A 21,311-nucleotide genomic window follows, 5' to 3' on the forward strand; every position below is an offset into this window, starting at 1 on the left:
AATATATAGATAAAATAATTTTACATATCAAATAGTAAAATCAGCGCATCCTTCATATAATCACTACTAACATCTGAGGAGAATTAATCATGAAACAAAGGATAAGTACTATCATCATAGTCGGAATACTACTTTTTCAATCGTTAAGCGCTTATCCTTTAATGATTGATGCAGTAGAGAATGAGAATACGAAGCTAACCCTAAAACAAAGTCCCAATAAAACAACACTTCAAGCAGGAGATACATATGCAAAGGTCTTTCCAGATGCGGCACTAGCCCAAGCCATTGTCAAAGCAGCAACCGGTTCTGAAGACACGAGCAAAATAGTAACACAAGCAGATTTGAATAAAATCATCATTTTAACAGCAAACGCCAAAGGTATTGCTGATTTAACGGGAATGGATTTATTGGTTAAAGCAACAACTATCAATTTAAATAATAACCAAATAACAGACATTTCTCCACTAACTCAATTACCCAATTTAGTGAAATTATATTTAAGTGATAATCAAATTAGCACAGTTACTTTAAATGCAGAAAATCTATTACCTAGGTTAACTACGCTTAATATCCAAAATAACCCGACACTGACAGTTATCGATGTACAGGACCAGCCGAAATTGGCTAATGTACAAACTTCTAAGTATTTAGATTTGACCAATTTAACAACTGTTATTGCTAAAAATAATCCAGAATTACTTAACCTAGGATATTTTAGTGAAGAAGGTGTGTACTTTGGTAATATACCGAGTTTAATGAAAGTAGAAATGGTGAATCTTCCAAAAGTAAAAGCATTAAAATTTCACCATAGTAAAATACAAAAGGCTGTAATGGATAATTTACCAGCTGTTACATCAGTGACTCTGCAAAATAATAGCTTACAAAGTGACAGTGTCATTCAAAATATGCCAAAGTTGACGACTTTAAATTTACTAAACAACAAACTGACAGATATTGATATGCTTAAAGGGTTACCAGCAGTAACTTCTATGGATATCGCATTTAATGCCATTAGTGTTTTACCAAGCGATCTGCCAACCATTATGCCTAACCTAAAGATATTAACTGCAGGGAGCCAGTCAATAGTTTTAGAAAAAGTCGTTGTTTTAGATGATTTAGTTATTGATAATAAAATTAGTAATGTAGGGGCAGTAGTCCAACCAAATTTTATATCAGATAGTGGTGTATACGCAAATAACCAAATAACCTGGACTTATAAAGCACTCGAAAATCTTGATTCAGTTAGTTATGAATTTAATGAACCAATTAATATAACTGGCGTAAAAGGTTCTTTCACAGGAACTGTAAGACAACAAGTTAAAGCATCTACCGTACCAATCATTAGTACAGATAATGAAATTCACTATTCGCAAAGAATCGAGAAAACCGAAACTGAATTTTTAAGTGATATTCAGGCGCAAACCAATGATGGAACGCCAGTGACAAGCAATTTTGAATCCATCGTTAATTTGAAAACGGTTGGAACATATGTAGTGACAATCAGCGCAGTGAATGTCGACGGGGTTAAAGCTATTTCAAAAGAGGTGACGGTTTACGTTGATCCGGTACCAGCAGCAAATGTGACGGTTAAGTATGAAGATACAACTAAGAAAAAAATTGCGGAAAGCGTCATTTTAACTGGATATATCGGCGAAGATTATCATTCAAGCGCGAAAGAAATTGCAGGCTATACATTAACGGAAACGCCGGCAAATGCAGAAGGCGGATTTAGCTCGGAAGAACAAACGGTGACGTATGTTTATTCGAAAGACATTATCCCGGCTGCAAATATTACGGTACAGCACGTGGACGAAGCAGGCAATGAACTAGCTCCAAGTGAAATATTACTAGGGAATATCGATGATGAGTATCGTTCAAGCGCGAAAGAAATTGCCGGCTATACACTAACGGAAACGCCAGCGAATGCACAAGGTATATTTAGCGCGGAAGAACAGACAGTGACATATGTCTATTCAAAAGACCCCGTCCCAGCCGCAAATATTACAGTGCAGTATGTGGATGAAAATGGTAATGAACTAGCTTCAAGCGAAATATTATTAGGGAATATTGGTGAGGCCTATCACTCAAGTGTCAAAGAAATTCCTAGTTATACATTAACTAAAACACCTGCAAATGCACAAGGCGAATTTAGCTCAGAAGAACAAACGGTGACATATGTTTATTCAAAAAATATTATTCCAGCCGCAAATATCACGGTGCAATATGTGGATGAAGATAGTAATGAACTAACAACGAGCGATATTTTATCAGGGAATGTTGGTGAAGACTACACGACAACAGCCAAAGAAATTGCAGGATATGCACTCATTGAAACCCCAAGCAATGAAGCGGGCAAATTCAGCGAAACCAGCCAAACAGTAACTTACGTGTATCGTACGAGTAAAAACGAAGTAATTTTGGTTAAAGATATTACGGTGAAATATATCGATGAACACCAAAACGAATTAGCAATGAGCGAGGTATTAAGTGGAGAAATCGGCGAAACATATTCCACGGAACCAAAAGAAATCCAAGGCTATACGCTTATAAAAAAACCAGCTAACGCAACTGGGCAATTTATGCTAGAAGAACAAACGATCAACTATATTTATCAAGCTAAATTAGACGTAACACCGGATACTTCATCTGGGGATACATTAAGAAATAACAATAAGCTCCCTCTACCGCTAACAGGAGATTTACAGTCAAATTTGATTTTGGGATTCGGCTTACTTTTGGCACTCTTTGGTAGTATATGTCTCTATAAAAACAAACGGAAAAATAAAAATTAATACTAATTATCACAAAAAAATCTTCTCGACCCGAGGAGTTTTTTTGTTTTACGCTTAAATATCAAAAACAGGGGTATTGTACAAGTGTTCTTAAAAAAAGCTAATTGAAGGAGGATTTTTACATGAAAAAAATGCTACCTGAGAGTAAAGTAGAGGCAATCAGAAAAGAGGGATTTTTAAATCGGGCTGTTGAGGCTTACCGGTTTTTCTATCCAACTGTATCTAACGTATCAAATTTTAAGGCTTTACGTGATTTAGGAATTACCGAGAATCACGATTTTATTATTCAACTTACGACTCCTGATTTAAATGTATTGACGCAAAATTCGGATACCCCATATTGCCTTGGAACGGGAAACACCGAGAATGGTCCAGTTGTCATCGAACTACCACCGGGCGCAATCGTTGGCGTGGCGGATGATATTAATTTTAAGTTTATTACGAATATGGGATTAACAGGTGACGAACAAGGTAAAGGTGCTAAATATTTATACTTACCGCCTAATTATGAAGGTGATATTCCGGAAGGCTACATAATTCGAAATCCTTCTAGCTATCGTTTCCTTATTTGTTTGCGGGCGATGGTTCATCAAGCAAGTGACTATGAAAAAGCATTTGCGCTTCTTAAAGAAGTTAAATTTTATCCATTAAAAGAAAAAGATAATAATCCAGTAAGTACGTTCCATGATTTTTCGCATCGTAAAGCAATTTCTACGCCGTATTTTGTGGAAGGGAAATTTGATTACTGGGAAGTGATTAAGTGGGCGCTGGATAATGATAAAACCGATCCAGAATATTATCAAATGTATGGTTTACTAAAAGCGATTGGTTTAGCGCCAAATAAAGAATTTAATCCTGATCCAGATAAAAAAGCGTTACTGATTGAAGCTGCCGAAAAAGCAGATGATATGATGTTTGTGAATTCCTTTAATACAGATGATCCGGCTGCAATTACTTGGCCAGGAAAAAAATGGGAATGGGCAGTATACGGCGAAAATAACGATTTCTATGAAAAAACGTATTTAAACCTTCCTGTAAGAGAGCGCTGGTTCTATCAAGCGACACTCGAAACACATATGATGTTTATGCATAAAGTCGGATTTGGCTCTGTGTATATGCTTGGTGTGAAAGACAAAGAGGGAAACTATCTGGATGGTGGCAAAAATTATACATTAAAAGTGCCAACACCAGTACCTACGAGCATTTTCTGGTCAGTAACAGTATATGACATGGATACTCGTTCAGAAATTGTTACCGAGCAATTTATGCCGGCCTTGAACTCTATTAAAGATACATTTGAAATAGATGCTGATGGAAATACGACACTTTATTTTGGACCAAATCCACCAGAAGATGAGTCGCTACCATGGATTCAAACGGTGCCTGATGCCAATTGGTTCACTTATTTCCGTATTTATGGACCAACCGAGCCAGCCTTCGATAACAGCTGGCAACTATACGATTTTGAAGAAGTGAAATAAATAGAAGAGGCGCAACCATTCACAGGTTGCGCCTCTTTTTGTTCAATTAATCATTCAATCCTAATCCATCTAAAATCGTTGCTTCGTATTTCTCGATACGAGAAACACGTGTTTTGGATTGTTTAGGAGCCGCAAAATAAAGTAAATAAGCTTTTTGGCGACCAGGAGTTAGCCCTTCAAAAGCTGTTTTTAACGCTGGTAGTTCTTCAAATTTCACAAGTAATTCTTCTGGGATAGGCGTTTCGGCTCTTGGTTTAAGTTCTACTTCTAATCCCGCTTTTTCGACATCAATTGCATTTTGAATATAAGCTTTTAAAAACTCTTTTTGATCAAGGATTTCTTGTAAATTAGTGAAACGAATTTGTCTAGCAGCTTGAACATTTTCCGTTTGCTGTACTAAAATGTTTTCCGGATCACGGAGCAGTGCGCCTTTCATAAAGAGTAATGCGCAATAATCTTTAAAACCATGAATTAAGAATACATTGCCGCCATTGAGAGCGTAACAAGGTTTTCCCCATTTGAATTCTTCTTCTAGTTCAAACGTGATAGCTATTTCTCTTAATGCTTTGAATTCAGCTTGCCAAGTGGATGGTTTAGCTAGAAACGCATCTACTTTAGGATTTAATTCGGTTTTTGCCATAAAGAATTCCTCTTTTCTACACTTTTTCATTTAAAAATAATTCTTTGATACGTGTTATTTTAACTTAATATGAAAGGCCTTGCAAATTTGATTTGTCTACTAAAAATGGACTTAAAGAAAGAACCTGGGAAATTTCTCCCAGATTCATTTGTTTTCATGATAAATTGAGCTGCCAATCTATACCAAACTTGTCTTTAACCTCTCCAAATTTTTCCGACCAGAATGTTTTGGCAAGTGGCATAACGACAGTACCACCTTCTGCAAGCTGATGAAATTGTTTCGTTAATTTTATTTCGTCGGATGTATCGATTACGAGCGTTATATTGTCGCCAAATGTAAGTGGCCTAGATTTAGGTACGTCGGAAAACATGACTTTTACGCCGTCTATTACTAAGCTAGCGTTCAGGACTAAATTTTTTAGCGAATCTTCTATAGGTTCCTCTGCTGTCTCGATTTCCCCATATGTCAGCAAATCTGTACACTTTGTTCCAAAAATTTCTTCATAAAACGCGATAGCATCTCTGGATTGTGTTCTAAAATTCAAGTAAACATTTAACGTCATTTGAATTCCTCCTCGATTTTTATTCGCTAAAGTTTTATTGATTTAAGTGTATTTATTATAGCAGATACGAGAAAAAAGAGGAAAAGTTAAGCCGATAATTACTTGACTTGGAGCTACTCTAAGGTGATAGACTAATAATAAGCTATTAGATACAGGGGGAGATTGACATGAAAAAAACGCTATATTTAATGCGTCACGGCCAAACATTATTTAACCAACGTAAAAAAATTCAAGGTTTTTGCGATGCACCACTAACAGAGCTTGGTATTAAACAAGCTAAAATCGCTGGAAGTTATTTTCAAGAAAACAATATTGAATTCGACCAAGCCTATAGTTCCACTTCAGAGCGCGCATGCGACACGTTGGAGCTTGTTACAGACAATAGCTATACTCGGCTAAAAGGGTTGAAAGAATGGAATTTCGGCACATTTGAAGGGGAGAGCGAAGATTTAAATCCTCCACTACCATATGGCGATTTCTTCGCGACATTTGGCGGGGAACGAGAAATGGATTTTAGAGATCGCTTACTGGAAACAATGGAGGGCATCATGAGCCAAGATAGGCATGATACGGTTCTCGCTGTATCTCACGGAGCCGCTTGCGCCCAGTTTGCCCGCTACTGGGAGAAAACGAGTAAGATTGGCATAGTAACTGGACTTAAAAATTGCTGCATCTTGAAGTTTGAATATGAGAATGGAGAGTTTACTTTGGTTAATTTTATTAATCATGATTTTGAAAGTGGGGCGCATATTGAAAGCACAAAATAAAAAAAGCACTCGCATATGAGTGCTTTTTTAGCTTCATTGAAACAAATTCTTTATTTTATCCAAAAACCCACCAGTTAATTCATTCGCGGTATCTTGCAAGTTTTCCGTAAGTCCGCTTGTTTTATCTTGCAGATTTTCTGTTAAGTTCGTCGCTTCATTCTGTAAATTTTCTGTGACATTGCTTGCTTGTTCACCAAGCTCAGATGCTTTGTTTGTTGCCTCTTCTGTCAGTGTTCCTAGGTTTTCCAGGGGCAGGGACTCGGTAACTTTATTCTTCAAATCATCTAAATTCATTGTTTCCTCCTTATTTTGGGGGCTTAGAGTTCATTCTAAAGGAAGGCGCGGAGAAGTACAAACAATTCGTACCGTTATTTGTGAAAATATATGGTATGATGATAGGAGGAAATGAGGACTGACATGAATAATTTAAAATTAAGTGAAGAAATTAAAAGAGCGATTAATGAACTAGGATATACAGAAGCGACCCCTGTTCAAAAAGCAGTAATTCCAGTTGCTTTAACTGGGGAAGACATTGTTGCAAAATCACAAACTGGTAGTGGGAAAACAGCGGCATTTGCTATTCCAATTGCTGAACAAGTTGTTTGGGAAGAGAACAAGCCACAAGCGCTAATTATCGTTCCAACGAGAGAGCTTGCAATGCAAGTTAAAACAGAATGCACGAACATTGGTCGATTTAAACGCGTGAAAGCAGCAGCCATATACGGACAATCACCATTTGCCAAACAAAAATTAGAACTAAGCCAAAAAAATCATATTGTCGTTGGGACACCTGGTCGTCTACTGGATCATATCGAAAAAGGTTCGCTGAATGTTGATAAAGTAGCCCACCTAGTTTTAGATGAAGTAGACGAAATGTTAAGTATGGGCTTTATTGATCAAGTAGAAGACATTCTTAGCCGTTTACCAAAAGAGCGCCAAAACCTGTTTTTCTCTGCGACTATGCCAGAAGAAATGCAAGATTTAATCAAACGTTACCAAGACAATCCAAAGGTAATTGAAATGGCGTCAGAAAAAACAAACCCAATTTTCCATGTGGAGATGCAAACGGACAATAAAGAAAAAACATTAAAAGACGTTTTGATAACAGAAAATCCAGATAGTGCGATTATTTTTTGCAACACGAAAAATCAAGTAGATGAGCTAACGGATTTACTCGATTTAAGAGTTAGCAAAATTCATGGCGGTTTAAGACAAGAAGACCGTTTTCGCGCAATGGATGATTTCAAAAGTGGCAAGTCGCGTTTCTTAATTGCGACAGATGTGGCGGGGCGCGGGATTGATGTGGATAATGTATCACTCGTAATCAACTACGATTTGCCGATTGAAAAAGAAAATTATGTCCACCGAATCGGTCGTACTGGTCGTGCTGGAAAAAGCGGGAAGGCGATTAGTTTCGTGAAGACGAACGAAAATCCACTTTTGCGCGACATAGAAGAATTGCTGCATATCACGATTGAAAAAAAACGCAAACCGACTATCATTGAAGTAAGAGCAAATGAAGAAGCTTTCCACAAAAAACAACAAAAGCGCCCGGTAATCAAAAAAGCGCGCGGTGAAAAATTAAATAAAAACATCATGAAACTTTACTTTAACGGCGGCAAAAAGAAAAAAATTCGCGCGGTAGATTTTGTTGGTACTATTTCTAAACTAGAAGGAATTACAGCAGAAGATATTGGTATTATTACGATTGAGGATCATGTTTCTTTTGTAGAAATTTTAAATGGAAAAGGCCCAGCTGTTCTGGACATGATGCGTTCACGTAAAGTGAAAGGCAGACGCTTGAAAGTAAACGAAGCTAGAAAGCGATAATATTAAGTAAAGAAGGTTTCAAGTATGGAAAGGCCCAGTAATGAGCTTGTTCTTATGGTATTGAATGTTGTTAAAAATCCAATATATAACATAAAATCATTGACCATTCACTTTTTGCATACTGATGTTGTTGGAGATTCTACAAGGAATGAGTTGCTGTATTGCACTTATTGGCTTGAGTTTCATGGGTTTATTCAGAGAGACGAAAATAATAGCAAACAAAAATATTACAGCATAACCAAACAAGGTGATTTTTTACTTCAAAAAATTAAACATGAACTTTCATGATTTAGTCACACTTTGTTCACATTTATTCGTTATATTAAGAGTAACCTTTTTTTCAATGAAATATCTCACCTGGCAGCATCCGTCTCCCTACAAAACGCGGATGCTGCTCTTTTTTGTGCGTAGAATTATGCTATACTAAGTAAAACTGAAAATGGAAGGTGACATCGTGTACAAATACACCATTTGTTTTATACAAAGAGGAGACCAAATTTTATTATTAAATCGACAAAAAGCGCCATGGATGGGAAGTTGGAATGGTGTTGGCGGGAAAATTGAACCGGGGGAAACACTAATCAATTCCATTCAGCGTGAGATTATTGAAGAAACTGGGATTGCTCCAGCTGATTACGAAATTCGGGATATTGGCGAGATGATTTGGTTTGTAAATGAAGAATATCTGGGCGGAATGCATTTGTTTTTTGCAAAACTGCCAGACGATTATCATTATCCAACCCCGCGAGCGATGGATGAAGGGATTTTAGATTTTAAACAACGCCAATGGATTTTCGATGAAGAAAACACGGGTGTAGTGAGTTATTTATCGTATATTTTCCAGCATGTACAAAATACAACAACACGAATTAAAATCACTACAAAATATCAAGGAAAAACCTTACTACATATTAGTCATCAATCCATATAAAAAAAGCATTGCGACCACTCGCAATGCTTCCACTCTATTAAGATGTCGTAAAATAACTAGCTTCCCAACGACTAATCAAATTTTTCGCATCTTCCGTAGATAACTGTTTATGACCGATAATCTGCTCTTTCGCAATTTCGATACTTTCAAAATGATCAATTAAACGTTGCGATGGATTGTTAATATACACATCGCGCAGCTGAATTGACTGCCGTTGTTCACTTTCGCTTCCTCTAGCACCTACGATATACCCCGCAGCAGTAATAAGTAATAATTGATTCATAGTTCTTCGCTCCCTTTTAGTTGTTCTTGCGCGCCACTGGACACTTTTTTTCTGGATAAAAACATGTAGATAAAGACACAGACAAATGCGATAGCACCGGCGATAATGTAAATACCTTGGAATGAAAGCACATGATGAATTTCTCCCATAATATAAGGCCCAATACCAAGCCCTAAATCAAGCCCGATAAAGTAAGTAGATAAGCCAATCCCAATACGGTGAGGCTCGCAAACTTTCAAACAAACAGCTTGTCCATTTGACATAAACGTCCCATAACCTAACCCAATCAAGCCACCTGAAATAAGTAAAACAAGACTTGATGTTGCGGTACTAAGGACAACTAAGCCAACCGCTAAAAAGAGATAACTCGGATACATCACATATTTTTCCCCTTTAGCATCAAATAATTTTCCAGACATCGGCCGGGTGAAGGTAATAACGAGCGCATAAACAACAAAGAAAAATGTCCCAGCACTCACTAAATTGATTTCTCTTGCATAAGAAGCAAGGAATGTAAGCACGCTTGAATAAGAAATCCCCATTAAAAAGGCAATAAAAGTAATCGGAATAACTTTAGTTTCAATAAAACTTTTGACTGTCCAAGTTTGTAACGCTTTGCGATGTTCTGTAGTTAAAACGATATTTTTTACAGGCAAGTAGAAGCAAAGTAGTGCAGTTAAAAAGACAATCACCGTGGAGAAAATAATAATCGTATAAAAGTTCGTTTTGCTTAGTAAAATCATCCCAATAAACGGTCCAATTGCAGCAGCAAGGCTTGTACTAAGACCATAATAATTAATCCCTTCCCCATTTCGAGAATTAGGAATGTACGCTGTAACAATCGCATTGGTGGCTGTCGAGGTTGTCCCGTAAGCAAACCCATTCAAAAAGCGAATAACGAACATAATCGCAATTGTCGGCATGTATAAGTAAGCTAGCGTCGTTACTAAGAAAAATAAAATCCCAAACCTTAACACACGCTTACGGCCAAACAGTTCGAGCTTTTTTCCCATGTAAAGCCGTGCGAGAAGCGTTCCGATAATATAAATCCCAGACGCAAATCCCGCTTCGCCAAGTGATGCATTCAGCTCTTCTTGTGCGATAACGGCGATAATCACCATAAGCAAATAATAAACGAGATAAACGACAAAGTTAATCAATGTTATTAAGACAAAACCCTTGTTAAACAATTTTTCTTTCATAAATAAAATCCCTTCCTACATATAATTTGTAATTTATCTCAGCGACAAACTGTATTATAGGGGAAATTGGAAGAGTCTACTTTTTAATTTGGTAATTATTTCTGATATATACAAATTTGTATAACATATGTTGAAAAAATAGGGAATAGTATTTTGTATGATTAATATGCTTTAACTGGAAGGACAAAAAGGAGGTTAAGAACATGAAGCAAAATATTCTTAATAATTATGTAAGCACAAATGATTTTCCAGTTATCACAAGAGGAAAACGTAAATATTTAACCTACGAGGGACTTGAAGATTCTTATGTCTACATACTAAAAAAGGGGATTATTAAAACAAGCATTATTTCAAGGGATGGCAGGGAGTTTAATTTGAACTACATTAATAAAATGGATATCATTTCGCTATTAAAAGATGAGTATTCCCAATTTGCCAATGCGCCGTTTAATATTCGAGTGGAGTCGGATACAGCAGAACTGTACCAAGTTGACCGGGTGAGATTTTGGAAAGATGTGAACCGCGATGTGGATTTGCAAATTTATGTGAAAGATTATTACCGGACGCGGCTTTTGCAATCGATTAAAAAGATGCAGCAAATGTTGATGAATGGCAAGCTAGGCGCGATTTGTACGCAACTCTATGAACTATATACACTTTTTGGAGTGGAAATAGCGGAAGAGCAGTATTTGATTGATTTTCTAGTAAGTAATGAAGAAATTGGTCATTTTTGCGGGATAAATTCAGCGAGCAGCGTGAACCGGATTTTCCAACAACTCAAAAAAGAAGGCGTCATTACGATGCAAAACCGCTATATTATTATTAAAAAATTAGATGTTATTCAAGAAAACGTGATTTTTTAACAGAAGAAAAGCACTGCAAATGATGATTGCAGTGCTTTTCTATCCTCTTTTTTTAAATGAATATCGAATTCTAAGTGTGATAAGTCCGATGATAATTAGCAAACCGCCAACCATCAAATTCTCTAAGTCGCTAAAATCCCAAAAAATAGAAATTCCAATATTAGATAGTCCTAGAAAAACAAAAACCAAGCCAACAACAAGTAAAACCAAATAAGCCGGTTTAGAACTTTTCATAAGGACGCCTCACTTACATTAAAAATAATTTCCACATTATTGTAACATAACTTTAGCTAAACGACATTATTCACTTGTAATTTGTTTTGTAAAACCTTCACCAACCACACTTTGTACATCATTAATAATAAAGAAAGCTTTTTCATCATATTTATTGACGATTTTTGTAAGCGGTAGTAGCTGATCACGGCTAATCACGATATAAAGAATTTTTTTGTCTTGGCGCATATAGAAACCTTGACCGTTAAAAAGGGTAATACCACGTTCCAAACTCGCATCAATTTCCGTAGCAATTTCTTCATAATAGTCCGAAATAATCGTAACAGATTTCTTAGGATTATAACCTTCCAAAATGAAATCAAGTACTTTAGTCGAAATATAAAGTGAAACGACCGTCAACAACATATTTTCAAAACCGATTACAAAGACAGAAGGGATAACGACAAGTAAGTCAAAGAACAGTAGGGCATAACTCGTATTCCAACCAAGGTATTTATTAGCAATTTTCGCTAAAATCGCACTACCAGCTGTGGTTCCGCCGCCGTTCATAATTAGCCCCATGCCAACGCCCATCATTAATCCGGCAAAAATCGCAGCAATAATAGTTTGGTTTGCTACAAAAGCAAGTGGCTCGGAAAAATGTAAAAAGATCGACGTAAAACTAATAGCGACAATCGTCCAAACAATTGTCATACGATCAAGAAATTTGTAACCAATTATTAGCAAAATACCATTAAAAATAAAGGTAGTGACAGCTGGAGTCCAGCCAAGCAAATAATAAAGCATCATCGTTAGCCCTGTAACGCCGCCTTCTCCTAGATTATTCGGGATGGCAAAAATATTGACAGCGAGCGAGAAAATAAGCGCCCCCGTAACGATTTTTGCGATGTTCCAACCTGTTTTATTCTTCATATCCATTTCTCCTTTCCACACAAAAAAAGACCCAAGAACACCTCTAAAAAGGCACTCTGGAGTCTTTTTATTAAAAAAGCATTAACTGACATCGTTGTCATTAATTGTCTCACCATAAAAAATTGCTATTCATTTCAACACAATTTACAATATACCATAAAAAATAAGCAGCTTCAAGCCTTTTTTAAGTAAAAGTAATTAGCCGAAAATCGCTAAAAATGGCATTAAATTAAGTAAAAATAAACCTACAAGAACGCTAATAACAATTTTGATGACAAGTGGTTTTTCGCTTTCTGTTTTTTTCAACTTGTTTCCCTCCCTAATTCGCGCTTACTTTGCCCAGTGAACAAATTCATTTTTTAGTGGCATATAAGTGGCAGTTTTTTTCTTATAGATTTGATAAGCAAGTATAAATCCGAGAAACGCTGGAACAATAATTGCAAAAATAGTTAAAATAACTTTAGTCATAAAAAAATACCTCCTCTTAAATCAAAACACAAGTGCAAACCTTACTACTACTAGTGTACCAAATTTCAGCTAATTTTGGTAATAAAGCGGGTTAGCAAATTTCGGTTACAATTTAGGGCAAATGTGCTACAATAGCGGTGGGTGAGTAAATTTGAATAAGAAAAATAAGTTTTTCGACATATATTTAGAATTAGAGCAAGATATTACATCTGGCGTTTATCCAGCAGGCACACTACTTCCAAGTGAAAATGTTCTGGCTAAGCGTTTTTCGGTATCTCGTGAAACAATCAGAAAAGCACTGGTTTTATTGCTTGAAAACGGCTGTATTCAAAAGCTCCAAGGTAAAGGGTCCGTTGTTATTGACCGGGAACGTTATTCATTTCCAGTTTCTGGATTAACTAGTTTTAAAGAACTACAAAAATCAGAACATATGAATGCAACTACGAAAGTCATTCGCAATGAACGTACAATTTTGCCAGATCGAATTGCCGATTTTGCTGGACTTCCACATGGGTCAACGTGCTTGGCAATTTTGAGAGTGCGTTATTTAGAAGATGAGGCAACGATTTTGGACTATGATTACTTGCTAGATAAGACGGAGCCAATCGCGAATGAGGTTTTAGAAGATTCGCTTTACCAATACTTAGAAAATGAAAAAGGCTATGAAATCAGTTACGCTCAAAAAGAAATTACAGTTGAGCCTCTCAATGCCGAAGATAAAAAATACTTAGCGCTACACGGTGATACGCATGTTGTTGTCGTGAAAAGCACCGTGTTTTTAAAAGATACTACACTGTTCCAATATACAGAATCGCGCCACCGACTAGATAAATTTCGTTTTATCGATTTTGCTAGAAGACGCTAAAAAGCCCGAGAAACGAGTCTCGGGCTTTTTTTATTGAATTAAAGTCAACGTTTCATAAGGAGCTAACTCTATTTCAGAACTGATTGCTTGGCGTTCATAATTGGATAATAAGACGCTAGCATTTAAAAATTCGGTTGGTAGTTGTATTTTTTTCGGAGTGGCTCCAAAATGGTGAATAGCGAGCAGGGAAGAAGTCTCATTAGAACGTTTATAAGCAATAATAGCATCTTCTTCTGTTAGAAAGGGCGTGTAATCTCCAGTTTGAATAACGGGATGTTCTTTACGTAAAGCAATTAATTTTTGATAGAAGTAGAAAATGCTTGTTTTATCAGATAAGGCTGTTTGCACATTGATTTTGTTTGCATTGTCAGCTACTTTTATCCAAGGTGTGCCTGTTGTAAAGCCGGCATTTTCAGAGTTATCCCATTGCATTGGTGTCCGACTATTATCACGCGAACGCTCTTTAATAATCTCCATTACTTCTTGTTCGCTAAGCCCATTTTTTTGTAAAATATCAAAATGGTTGAGCGTTTCTACATCGACATAATCATCAATTGTCTCAAACTTAGGATTCATCATGCCAATTTCTTCGCCCATATAAACAAATGGCGTCCCGCGCATGAAATGAATTGTCGCTCCAAGTAGAGTGGCAGAGTGATAATAATGTTCAGGCTGATCAGTTGCAAAACGACCAAGTGCTCTCGGCTGATCGTGGTTATTCCAGAAAAGCGCATCCCAGCCATTTTCCTCCGACATCGCTACTTGCCACGTATGGAAAATGGCTTTTAAGTTAGCAAAATTCACATCATCTAAACGCCATTTTTCGCCATTAGGGTAATCTACTTTTAAGTGATGGAAATGGAACACCATTGATAATTCTTTTTCATCTGGCTTACTATAACGGATACAATTGTCAATATCAGTAGAGGACATTTCACCAACCGTAATTATCGGCTTATCACCAAAAGTTCGTTCATGCAACTCTTTCAAATAAGTGTGAATCCCTGGCCCATCCGTATAGAAACGACGGCCATCACCTTCAAAATCATCTTCCAAAAATTTAGGCTTCGCAATGACATTTAAAACATCTAAACGAAAACCTTCGACTCCTTTATCAATCCAAAAATTAACGACATCAAAAAGAGCTTCGCGTACATGTGGGTTAGCCCAGTCTAAATCTGCTTGAGTAATGTCGTATAAATGCATGTAATACTCCGAGGAATCTGGTAATTTTTCCCAGGCACTACCACCAAACTTGGATTCCCAGTTCGTTGGGGGAGAGCCATCTGCTTTTGCTTGACGGAAATAGTAAAAGTTACGGTAAAATGGATCGCCTGCTAGCGCCTTTTTAAACCAAGGGTGTTCAGTAGAAGTATGATTCAACACTAAGTCAATCATGATACCAATATCTCTTTTTTTAGCTTCATTGATAAGTGTAGTAACATCGTCCATTGTTCCAAATAGGGGATCAACAGCCGTATAGTCAGAAATATCATAACCATTATCATTTTGCGGAGAAGGATAAAATGGATTCAGCCAAATCATCTCAATTCCAAGTTCTTGTAAATAATCAAGCTTGGCAGTGATACCAGGAATATCCCCAGTACCATCGCCAGTCGTATCATAAAAAGATCTTGGATACACTTGATAAATTGTTTTTTGAGCAAAATTTGTCATAAGAGAAGCCTCACTTTTTAGTTGGTAGTTTTCGCAGATTCACGGTACTCTTTTTTGCCAAAAGTACGAATCGGTGCAGTATCTACTTTGTTTAAAATATTATATTTGCGGAATAATACAGTTAGAATGAATGGGACGACGATAGTAATTAACATACATACAGCAAAAACTGCATAGTACTTAGGGTTGATCGAAAGAATACCTGGTAAACCGCCGACACCAATTGAATTCGCCATAACACCACTTGATACAGAAACAACAGCAGCAATCGCCGAACCAATCATGGCAGCCACGAAAGGATATAAGTATTTCAAATTAATACCAAACATCGCAGGTTCTGTTACACCTAAATAACAAGAAATTGTTGCAGGAATCGAAACTTGTTCTTCTTTTTCATTACCACGGTGTAAGAAAATGATTGCTAGAACTGCGGAACCTTGAGCAATGTTAGATAAAGCAATCATTGGCCAAAGGTTGGTTCCATCGAATTGGCTCATTAACTGTAAATCGATGGCGTTTGTCATGTGATGCAGTCCCGTGACAACGAGTGGGGCATATAAGAAACCAAATAAAGCAGCGAATAACCAGCTAAGTCCGCCCGTTAAACCAGCATAAACAACATTGGAAATCGCGTCGCCAATTTTCCAACCAATAGGTCCGAGGATAACGTGAGCCGCAAGAACAGTCGGAACAAGTGCGAAGAATGGAACAAAAATCATCGAAATTGCATTTGGAATAAATTTACGCAGCCAGATTTCAAGATAGGCTAATAAGAAACCGGCCATAATGGCTGGGATAACTTGCGCTTGGTAACCAATCATTTGTACTTGAGCAAACCCAAAGTCCCAAACCGGAATGTCGCCAGCTTTTGTTTCCACCACACTATAAGCATTTAGCAGTTGCGGGGAAACTAGTGTTAAACCAAGGACAATCCCAAGAATTTGTGTGGTCCCCATTTTTTTCGCGATGGACCATGTAATCCCAACAGGTAGGAAGTGGAATACAGCCTCACCAATAAGCCACAAGAAACTATAAACACCGGCCCAAAATGGATAAACATCTACAATCGTTTTTGTCCCGTCTTCTAAAAATTTGATATCCCCAATAACATTACGGAAACCTAGAATAAGACCACCAACAACAATGGCTGGAATTAACGGCGTGAAAATTTCAGCTAGTCCAGCAAGCAAACGTTGGAGCAAACTCATATTTTTCTTAGCGTCTGCTTTGGCATCATCTTTATTTACGCCTTCCACACCACTAATTTTGGAAAATTCATTATAAAAAATAGCTACATCATTACCTATAATTACTTGAAATTGCCCAGCTTGTGTAAATGTCCCTTTTACTGCTGGAATGTCTTCAATTGCCGGAATATCGGCATTATCTGGGTCTTGCAAAACAAAACGCATTCTCGTAGCACAGTGTGTGACAGATGAAATATTTTCTTTGCCGCCAATTAATTCTAAAAGAGCGCTTGCATCTTTTTTATAGTCAACCATAAAACTTCCTCCTTTTTAACTTGTATATACAAGTTGTTCGCCATTACTATACTATAAATAACTTGAAAGCGCAACCACTTTATTTATGCTAAAATAAAAAAGTAGGAGGGATAGTATTGAAACATGTTAGAACCGCGGCAATTATCACGCATCAAAACAAAATATTACTTCACTCTAATCAAGGAGAAAACTACTGGACGCTCCCAGGTGGTGCCGTTGAAAATGAATTCACGAAAGATGGAATAAAGCGAGAAATGAAAGAAGAGTTGGGAGAGGAAGTGGTTGTCGGCGATTTAAAAATAGTTGCTGAAAATCGCTTTTTATATCGCGGGAAAGAAATAGATAGTATCGAGTTTTATTATTATGTGAACCTTTGTCCAGATAGCGAACTGTTTGAATTAGCAACATTTACAAAAACAGAAGCATTTGGTCAAAATGAGGAAAAACCGTATGAACTAAATTTTAAATGGTTTGATTTAAACAAGTTAGAGGAGATAACTATTTTGCCGTCATTTCTTGGTGTGGAATTAACACAACTTTCGAGGAAAAGCATTAAACATATCGAACAAACAACATAAAAAACCCGCGAAATGGAAGTTTCGCGGATTTTCGTTTAATTAGTTAAAGATACTAATGTAATTTCTTTTTTGCTAATGTCTAAGAAGGGTAATTTAACCCGTGTATCTAAGCAGTAAGCATTGTACAGCAATGGTTTTAAAGTCGTTGCAGAGCTTTCAACTTGGCGAACAAAGTTACCAATTTCTTGATATAAAATTTCAATATTTTTTAGGCTGCCAATTTTTGAATCAATGCGATTTTCACTTACATTCACATTGGAATTTGTTACTTTTTCATTAAATTCATCATTGATAGCGTCTTTTGTGCGTTCGATTCTTGTAAAACGAGTGTCTTCCCAATCAATCTCAATAATATGACAATCATCTAGTTGCAAGAAGTCACCAGTCCAAAGTTTTCCGTCGATTTCAACAATCATTCTCGTCTCAGGAAAAACCTCTTTGTTACGATATTTTTTTAGTAAATAATCATACATTTGTAATTGCGCTAAACAGTTATCCATGTGTGTCATCTCCTTATGGGACTATTATAACATATTGTGATTATTTGAACAATCTAAACAAGATAAATGAATAGTTGGAACTGTAACTTTTTAACTAGTTATACAAAAGTCCTAATTAAAGCTTAGAAAAGAGTGAAATAGAGGCTCTGGTGGTATACTAATAATAAGATGAAATGGGAGGGAGACACATGTATAAACAAATGAAATTAAAAGCTCTCGATGGGCTAGATTTGCATTTACATATTTGGGATGAGGTAGAAAATCCAGTTGGCATAGTTCAAATTGTTCATGGGATGGCGGAGCACGGAGCTAGATATGATTTATTTGCTAAACGTTTGAACCAAGCGGGATATATTGTTGTAGCTGATGACCATCGTGGTTTCGGAAAATCAGCTGTGGATGAAGCTACTTTAGGTCATTTAGACGGTGAAACGGGTTTTAAAAACATGATTGAAGATGAAGCCGTAGTTCGAACGTATTTAAAAGAAAATTATCCAGATTTGCCTTATTTTATTTTTGCGCACAGTATGGGAAGTTTTATTATTCGAACCTTTATGGCGAAACATCAAGTAGATGGCGTGATTCTCAGCGGCAGTGGCTTACAACCAACCGCTTTACTAAAAATGGGACAAATTGTAACGAAACAACGCGTGAAAAAAGATGATAGGAAAAGAAGTGGCTTCCTAAATAAATTAGCTTTTTGGGGTTATAATCGTCCTTTTAATGAAAATCATAATTTTAGTTGGCTAACGCGCGATGTGGCTATTTATGAAGCATATGAACAAGATCCGTTTTGTGGCCCAGTAGTTGGAACGAGCGGATTTTTCCACAATCTATTTGAGTCAATAAAAGTGAGTCAGCAAAAAGAAACCGTGGAAAATGTCCCGAAAGGCTTGCCAATTTTGCTACTCTCTGGAAGCGCTGATCCAGTGGGGCACTTCGGAAAAGATACGCCTAAAATCGCCTTAGCTTTAGAAAAAGCCGGGGTAGAGGATGTTACGTACAAAATTTATGAAAATGCGCGTCATGAACTTGTGAATGAATTATGTAAAGAAACAGTTTTTCAAGATGTAATTGATTGGTTGAATGCCAAAAGAAGGTAGCCAAATGAGGGCTACCTTCTTTTTTAATTACGGATTTGACCATCTCCGAAAATAATATATTTGGTTGATGTAAGTTCGGTTAAGCCCATTGGACCGCGGGCATGGAGTTTTTGCGTACTAATACCTATTTCAGCACCAAATCCCATTGCAAAGCCATCTGTGAAACGAGTGGAAGCGTTAATGTAAACCGCGGCAGCATCCACTTTTTGATGGAAAGCTTGGCCAGTTGCATAGTCATTAGAAATGATTGCCTCGGAATGCTTTGTCCCATATTTATTAATATGATTAATTGCTTCATCTACGGAATCAACCACTTTTACTGCTAAAATGAAGTCTAAAAATTCATCTTCCCAGTCAGATTCGGTTGCTGCTTTAGAATCATTTAAAATTTCGCGTGCGCGTTCATCCGCGCGAAGCTCCACATTATATTCTTTTAAAGCAGTTTCCATCGCTGGGAGAAAATCTTGGGCAACATCTTTATGAATCAGCAACGTTTCTGCCGCATTGCATACAGAAGGGCGCGAACATTTGGCGTTGACTAAAATATCGATTGCCATTTGTTTTTCTGCTGCTTTATCGACGTAAATATGACAATTACCAGTACCAGTTTCAATCACAGGTACAGTTGCATTTTCAAGAACAGTTTGAATTAATCTTGCACCACCACGAGGGATAAGGACATCTAAAAAGCGATTCAAACGCATCATATCGCGCGCCGTTTCTCGAGAAGTATCTTCAAGAAGTTGAACGCTAGAACGAGGAAAGCCAGATGCTTCAATCGAATCTTGAATAACGGACATAAGCGCTTTATTAGAGTCAATGGCATCACTACCACCACGTAAAATAACCGCATTCCCAGTTTTAAAGCAAAGAACAGAAGCATCAACAGTAACATTTGGTCTGGATTCATAGATAATGCCGATAACGCCAAGTGGAACTCTCGTTTTTCCGATAGTTAATTCGGCTTCATTTTTCCACATATTCGTTACTTCGCCAATCGGATCTTTCAACGCGACGACTTGTTTCACTGCTTCTGAAATCTCTTTAATGCGTTCTTCTGTCAGGCGAAGACGATCAATCATCGTTTCTGGTGTGCCTTTTTCTTGAGCACGAAGGATATCTTTTTCATTTTCTAGTAAAAGTGTCGTAGTATGTGCAAGTAAATCATTGCTTAGATTCAGTAAGGCTTGATTTTTTTGTTTCGTTGTTGCCTGTGCTAAAAATTGGGCAGCTTCTTTGGCAGCACTACCTTTTTTTATTAGTTCAGTCATGTGAAAATTCCTCCTCTTTACTAGCGAATAACGTTCCAACTTGTTCACCTTGCATAATATTAAAAATAACGGTTGGATTTTTACCGTTTGTTAAAATCATTTTTTGGTTCGAAGCCATGCAATAGGAAGCGGCAGAAAGCTTGGTTAACATACCTCCAGTTCCAAATTCAGAACCTCGGCCCCCAGCAAGTGCTTCGATTTCTGGGGTAATTTGATTGATTTCAGAGAACATAACTGCATTTGGATCAGTTGTTGGATTACTTTCATAAAAGCCGTCGATATCAGAAAGCATAATCAGCAAATCTGCTTGAACGAGTTTAGCTACAATTGCTGAAAGAAGGTCATTATCGCCGTATTTAGTCACATGTTCCAATTCTTCTACAGCCACAGTATCATTTTCATTTACAATCGGAATAATACCGCGACCAAGAAGACTATCTAAAGTATTCATAACATTTTCGCGGCTAATAGGGAAGTCTGTCACATCACGAGTAAGTAGCACCTGCCCAACGACTTGTCCATATTCGCCAAAAAACTTACTATAAATATGCATTAATTCACTTTGACCAACAGAAGCTACTGCTTGAAGGTCGGGAATGCTTGTAGGGCGTACAAGAAGTTGTAATTTATGACAGCCAACCCCAATCGCTCCAGAAGAAACAAGGATAACTTCTTTTCCTTCGTTGCGTAAATCGGATAAAACCATCGCTAATTTTTCAATGGTACGTAAATTAATATGGCCATTTCCATACATCAATGTACTTGTACCAACCTTAATAACTAATCTCTTGCTATTTTTCAAAGATTCGCGCATTTCTATGACCCCTCTGCTAATTAGATAATACTTCTA

23 protein-coding genes are annotated in these 21,311 nt (G+C 37.1%); 10 read left to right on the forward strand and 13 right to left on the reverse strand.

Annotated elements, in window-relative coordinates:
• Positions 1–89: 89 nt before the first annotated feature.
• Both HCB49_RS04735 and HCB49_RS04740 read left to right on the forward strand, forming a co-directional pair.
• Complete coding sequence (locus HCB49_RS04735; RefSeq protein WP_185604250.1) at positions 90–2,792, forward strand: MucBP domain-containing protein; 2,703 nt, start codon at positions 90–92, stop codon at positions 2,790–2,792.
• Positions 2,793–2,914: 122 nt separating this feature from the next.
• Complete coding sequence (locus HCB49_RS04740) at positions 2,915–4,273, forward strand: DUF1254 domain-containing protein (protein ID WP_185604251.1); 1,359 nt, start codon at positions 2,915–2,917, stop codon at positions 4,271–4,273.
• Positions 4,274–4,319: 46 nt separating this feature from the next.
• Here the strand turns inward: HCB49_RS04740 and HCB49_RS04745 are convergent, their stop codons facing one another.
• A complete protein-coding gene (locus HCB49_RS04745; protein ID WP_185604252.1) occupies positions 4,320–4,913 on the reverse strand; it encodes a YdeI/OmpD-associated family protein in 594 nt (197 codons plus the stop codon).
• A gap of 154 nt (positions 4,914–5,067) precedes the next feature.
• On the reverse strand, positions 5,068–5,475 hold the full coding sequence (locus HCB49_RS04750) for a VOC family protein (protein ID WP_185532655.1): 408 nt from the start codon (positions 5,473–5,475) through the stop codon (positions 5,068–5,070).
• A gap of 167 nt (positions 5,476–5,642) precedes the next feature.
• Between HCB49_RS04750 and HCB49_RS04755 the strand changes: the two genes are divergently transcribed.
• On the forward strand, positions 5,643–6,242 hold the full coding sequence (locus HCB49_RS04755; protein WP_185604253.1) for a histidine phosphatase family protein: 600 nt from the start codon (positions 5,643–5,645) through the stop codon (positions 6,240–6,242).
• Between the two features lie 33 nt (positions 6,243–6,275).
• Here HCB49_RS04755 and HCB49_RS04760 read toward each other — a convergent pair whose 3' ends face one another.
• Positions 6,276–6,536 (reverse strand): hypothetical protein, encoded by a 261-nt coding sequence (locus HCB49_RS04760; RefSeq protein ID WP_003726046.1) that lies wholly within the window; start codon positions 6,534–6,536, stop codon positions 6,276–6,278.
• A 123-nt stretch (positions 6,537–6,659) separates the two neighbouring features.
• Here HCB49_RS04760 and dbpA point away from each other — a divergent pair, with 123 nt between their 5' ends.
• The 3 genes from dbpA to HCB49_RS04775 all read left to right on the forward strand — a co-directional run bounded on the left by dbpA (position 6,660) and on the right by HCB49_RS04775 (position 9,003).
• Complete coding sequence (gene dbpA / locus HCB49_RS04765) at positions 6,660–8,072, forward strand: ATP-dependent RNA helicase DbpA (protein ID WP_185604254.1); 1,413 nt, start codon at positions 6,660–6,662, stop codon at positions 8,070–8,072.
• 24 nt (positions 8,073–8,096) lie between these two features.
• Complete coding sequence (locus HCB49_RS04770) at positions 8,097–8,360, forward strand: DUF3116 family protein (protein WP_185502115.1); 264 nt, start codon at positions 8,097–8,099, stop codon at positions 8,358–8,360.
• 166 nt (positions 8,361–8,526) lie between these two features.
• Positions 8,527–9,003 (forward strand): NUDIX hydrolase, encoded by a 477-nt coding sequence (locus HCB49_RS04775; protein ID WP_185604255.1) that lies wholly within the window; start codon positions 8,527–8,529, stop codon positions 9,001–9,003.
• A gap of 37 nt (positions 9,004–9,040) precedes the next feature.
• On the opposite strand, the gene HCB49_RS04780 is transcribed toward HCB49_RS04775, so the two are convergent.
• A complete protein-coding gene (locus tag HCB49_RS04780) occupies positions 9,041–9,286 on the reverse strand; it encodes a hypothetical protein (RefSeq protein ID WP_185604256.1) in 246 nt (81 codons plus the stop codon).
• A complete protein-coding gene (locus tag HCB49_RS04785; protein WP_185604257.1) occupies positions 9,283–10,488 on the reverse strand; it encodes an MFS transporter in 1,206 nt (401 codons plus the stop codon). The genes HCB49_RS04780 and HCB49_RS04785 overlap by 4 nt, the downstream gene beginning before the upstream one ends.
• A 203-nt stretch (positions 10,489–10,691) precedes the next feature.
• Between HCB49_RS04785 and HCB49_RS04790 the strand changes: the two genes are divergently transcribed.
• Complete coding sequence (locus tag HCB49_RS04790; protein WP_185391221.1) at positions 10,692–11,351, forward strand: Crp/Fnr family transcriptional regulator; 660 nt, start codon at positions 10,692–10,694, stop codon at positions 11,349–11,351.
• Between the two features lie 39 nt (positions 11,352–11,390).
• On the opposite strand, the gene HCB49_RS04795 is transcribed toward HCB49_RS04790, so the two are convergent.
• From HCB49_RS04795 to HCB49_RS04805, 3 genes are all read right to left on the reverse strand, one after another.
• Positions 11,391–11,585 (reverse strand): hypothetical protein, encoded by a 195-nt coding sequence (locus HCB49_RS04795; RefSeq protein WP_185391222.1) that lies wholly within the window; start codon positions 11,583–11,585, stop codon positions 11,391–11,393.
• 66 nt (positions 11,586–11,651) lie between these two features.
• Positions 11,652–12,497, reverse strand: coding sequence for a YitT family protein (locus HCB49_RS04800; protein WP_185391223.1), 846 nt, complete (start codon positions 12,495–12,497; stop codon positions 11,652–11,654).
• A gap of 330 nt (positions 12,498–12,827) precedes the next feature.
• Positions 12,828–12,965, reverse strand: coding sequence for a hypothetical protein (locus tag HCB49_RS04805; protein ID WP_003723553.1), 138 nt, complete (start codon positions 12,963–12,965; stop codon positions 12,828–12,830).
• A gap of 151 nt (positions 12,966–13,116) precedes the next feature.
• On the opposite strand from HCB49_RS04805, the gene treR reads away from it, so the two are divergent.
• On the forward strand, positions 13,117–13,830 hold the full coding sequence (gene treR, locus HCB49_RS04810) for a trehalose operon repressor (RefSeq protein WP_185480020.1): 714 nt from the start codon (positions 13,117–13,119) through the stop codon (positions 13,828–13,830).
• A gap of 30 nt (positions 13,831–13,860) precedes the next feature.
• Here treR and treC read toward each other — a convergent pair whose 3' ends face one another.
• Both treC and treP read right to left on the reverse strand, forming a co-directional pair.
• Positions 13,861–15,507, reverse strand: a complete 1,647-nt coding sequence (gene treC, locus HCB49_RS04815; RefSeq protein ID WP_185604258.1) for an alpha,alpha-phosphotrehalase — start codon at positions 15,505–15,507, stop codon at positions 13,861–13,863.
• 17 nt (positions 15,508–15,524) lie between these two features.
• Entirely contained in the window at positions 15,525–17,009 is a 1,485-nt protein-coding gene (gene treP / locus HCB49_RS04820) for a PTS system trehalose-specific EIIBC component (protein WP_185604259.1), read from the reverse strand.
• Positions 17,010–17,125: 116 nt separating this feature from the next.
• Here treP and HCB49_RS04825 point away from each other — a divergent pair, with 116 nt between their 5' ends.
• Positions 17,126–17,587: an NUDIX hydrolase gene (locus HCB49_RS04825; RefSeq protein WP_185604260.1), complete on the forward strand. Its 462-nt coding sequence runs from the start codon at positions 17,126–17,128 to the stop codon at positions 17,585–17,587.
• Between the two features lie 35 nt (positions 17,588–17,622).
• On the opposite strand, the gene HCB49_RS04830 is transcribed toward HCB49_RS04825, so the two are convergent.
• Positions 17,623–18,087: a hypothetical protein gene (locus HCB49_RS04830; RefSeq protein ID WP_185604261.1), complete on the reverse strand. Its 465-nt coding sequence runs from the start codon at positions 18,085–18,087 to the stop codon at positions 17,623–17,625.
• 188 nt (positions 18,088–18,275) lie between these two features.
• Here HCB49_RS04830 and HCB49_RS04835 point away from each other — a divergent pair, with 188 nt between their 5' ends.
• Entirely contained in the window at positions 18,276–19,190 is a 915-nt protein-coding gene (locus HCB49_RS04835; RefSeq protein WP_185604262.1) for an alpha/beta hydrolase, read from the forward strand.
• Positions 19,191–19,213: 23 nt separating this feature from the next.
• Here the strand turns inward: HCB49_RS04835 and HCB49_RS04840 are convergent, their stop codons facing one another.
• Together HCB49_RS04840 and proB are read right to left on the reverse strand one after the other, a co-directional pair.
• A complete protein-coding gene (locus HCB49_RS04840) occupies positions 19,214–20,461 on the reverse strand; it encodes a glutamate-5-semialdehyde dehydrogenase (protein WP_185604263.1) in 1,248 nt (415 codons plus the stop codon).
• Positions 20,454–21,275 carry a glutamate 5-kinase gene (gene proB / locus HCB49_RS04845; protein ID WP_185604264.1) on the reverse strand — a complete coding sequence of 274 codons (822 nt, stop codon included), beginning with the start codon at positions 21,273–21,275 and terminating at the stop codon, positions 20,454–20,456. Before proB ends, HCB49_RS04840 begins: the two co-directional genes overlap by 8 nt.
• Positions 21,276–21,311: the final 36 nt, after the last annotated feature.

The organism is Listeria cossartiae subsp. cayugensis (genome assembly GCF_014229095.1).
GTDB classification, from domain to species: domain Bacteria; phylum Bacillota; class Bacilli; order Lactobacillales; family Listeriaceae; genus Listeria; species Listeria cayugensis.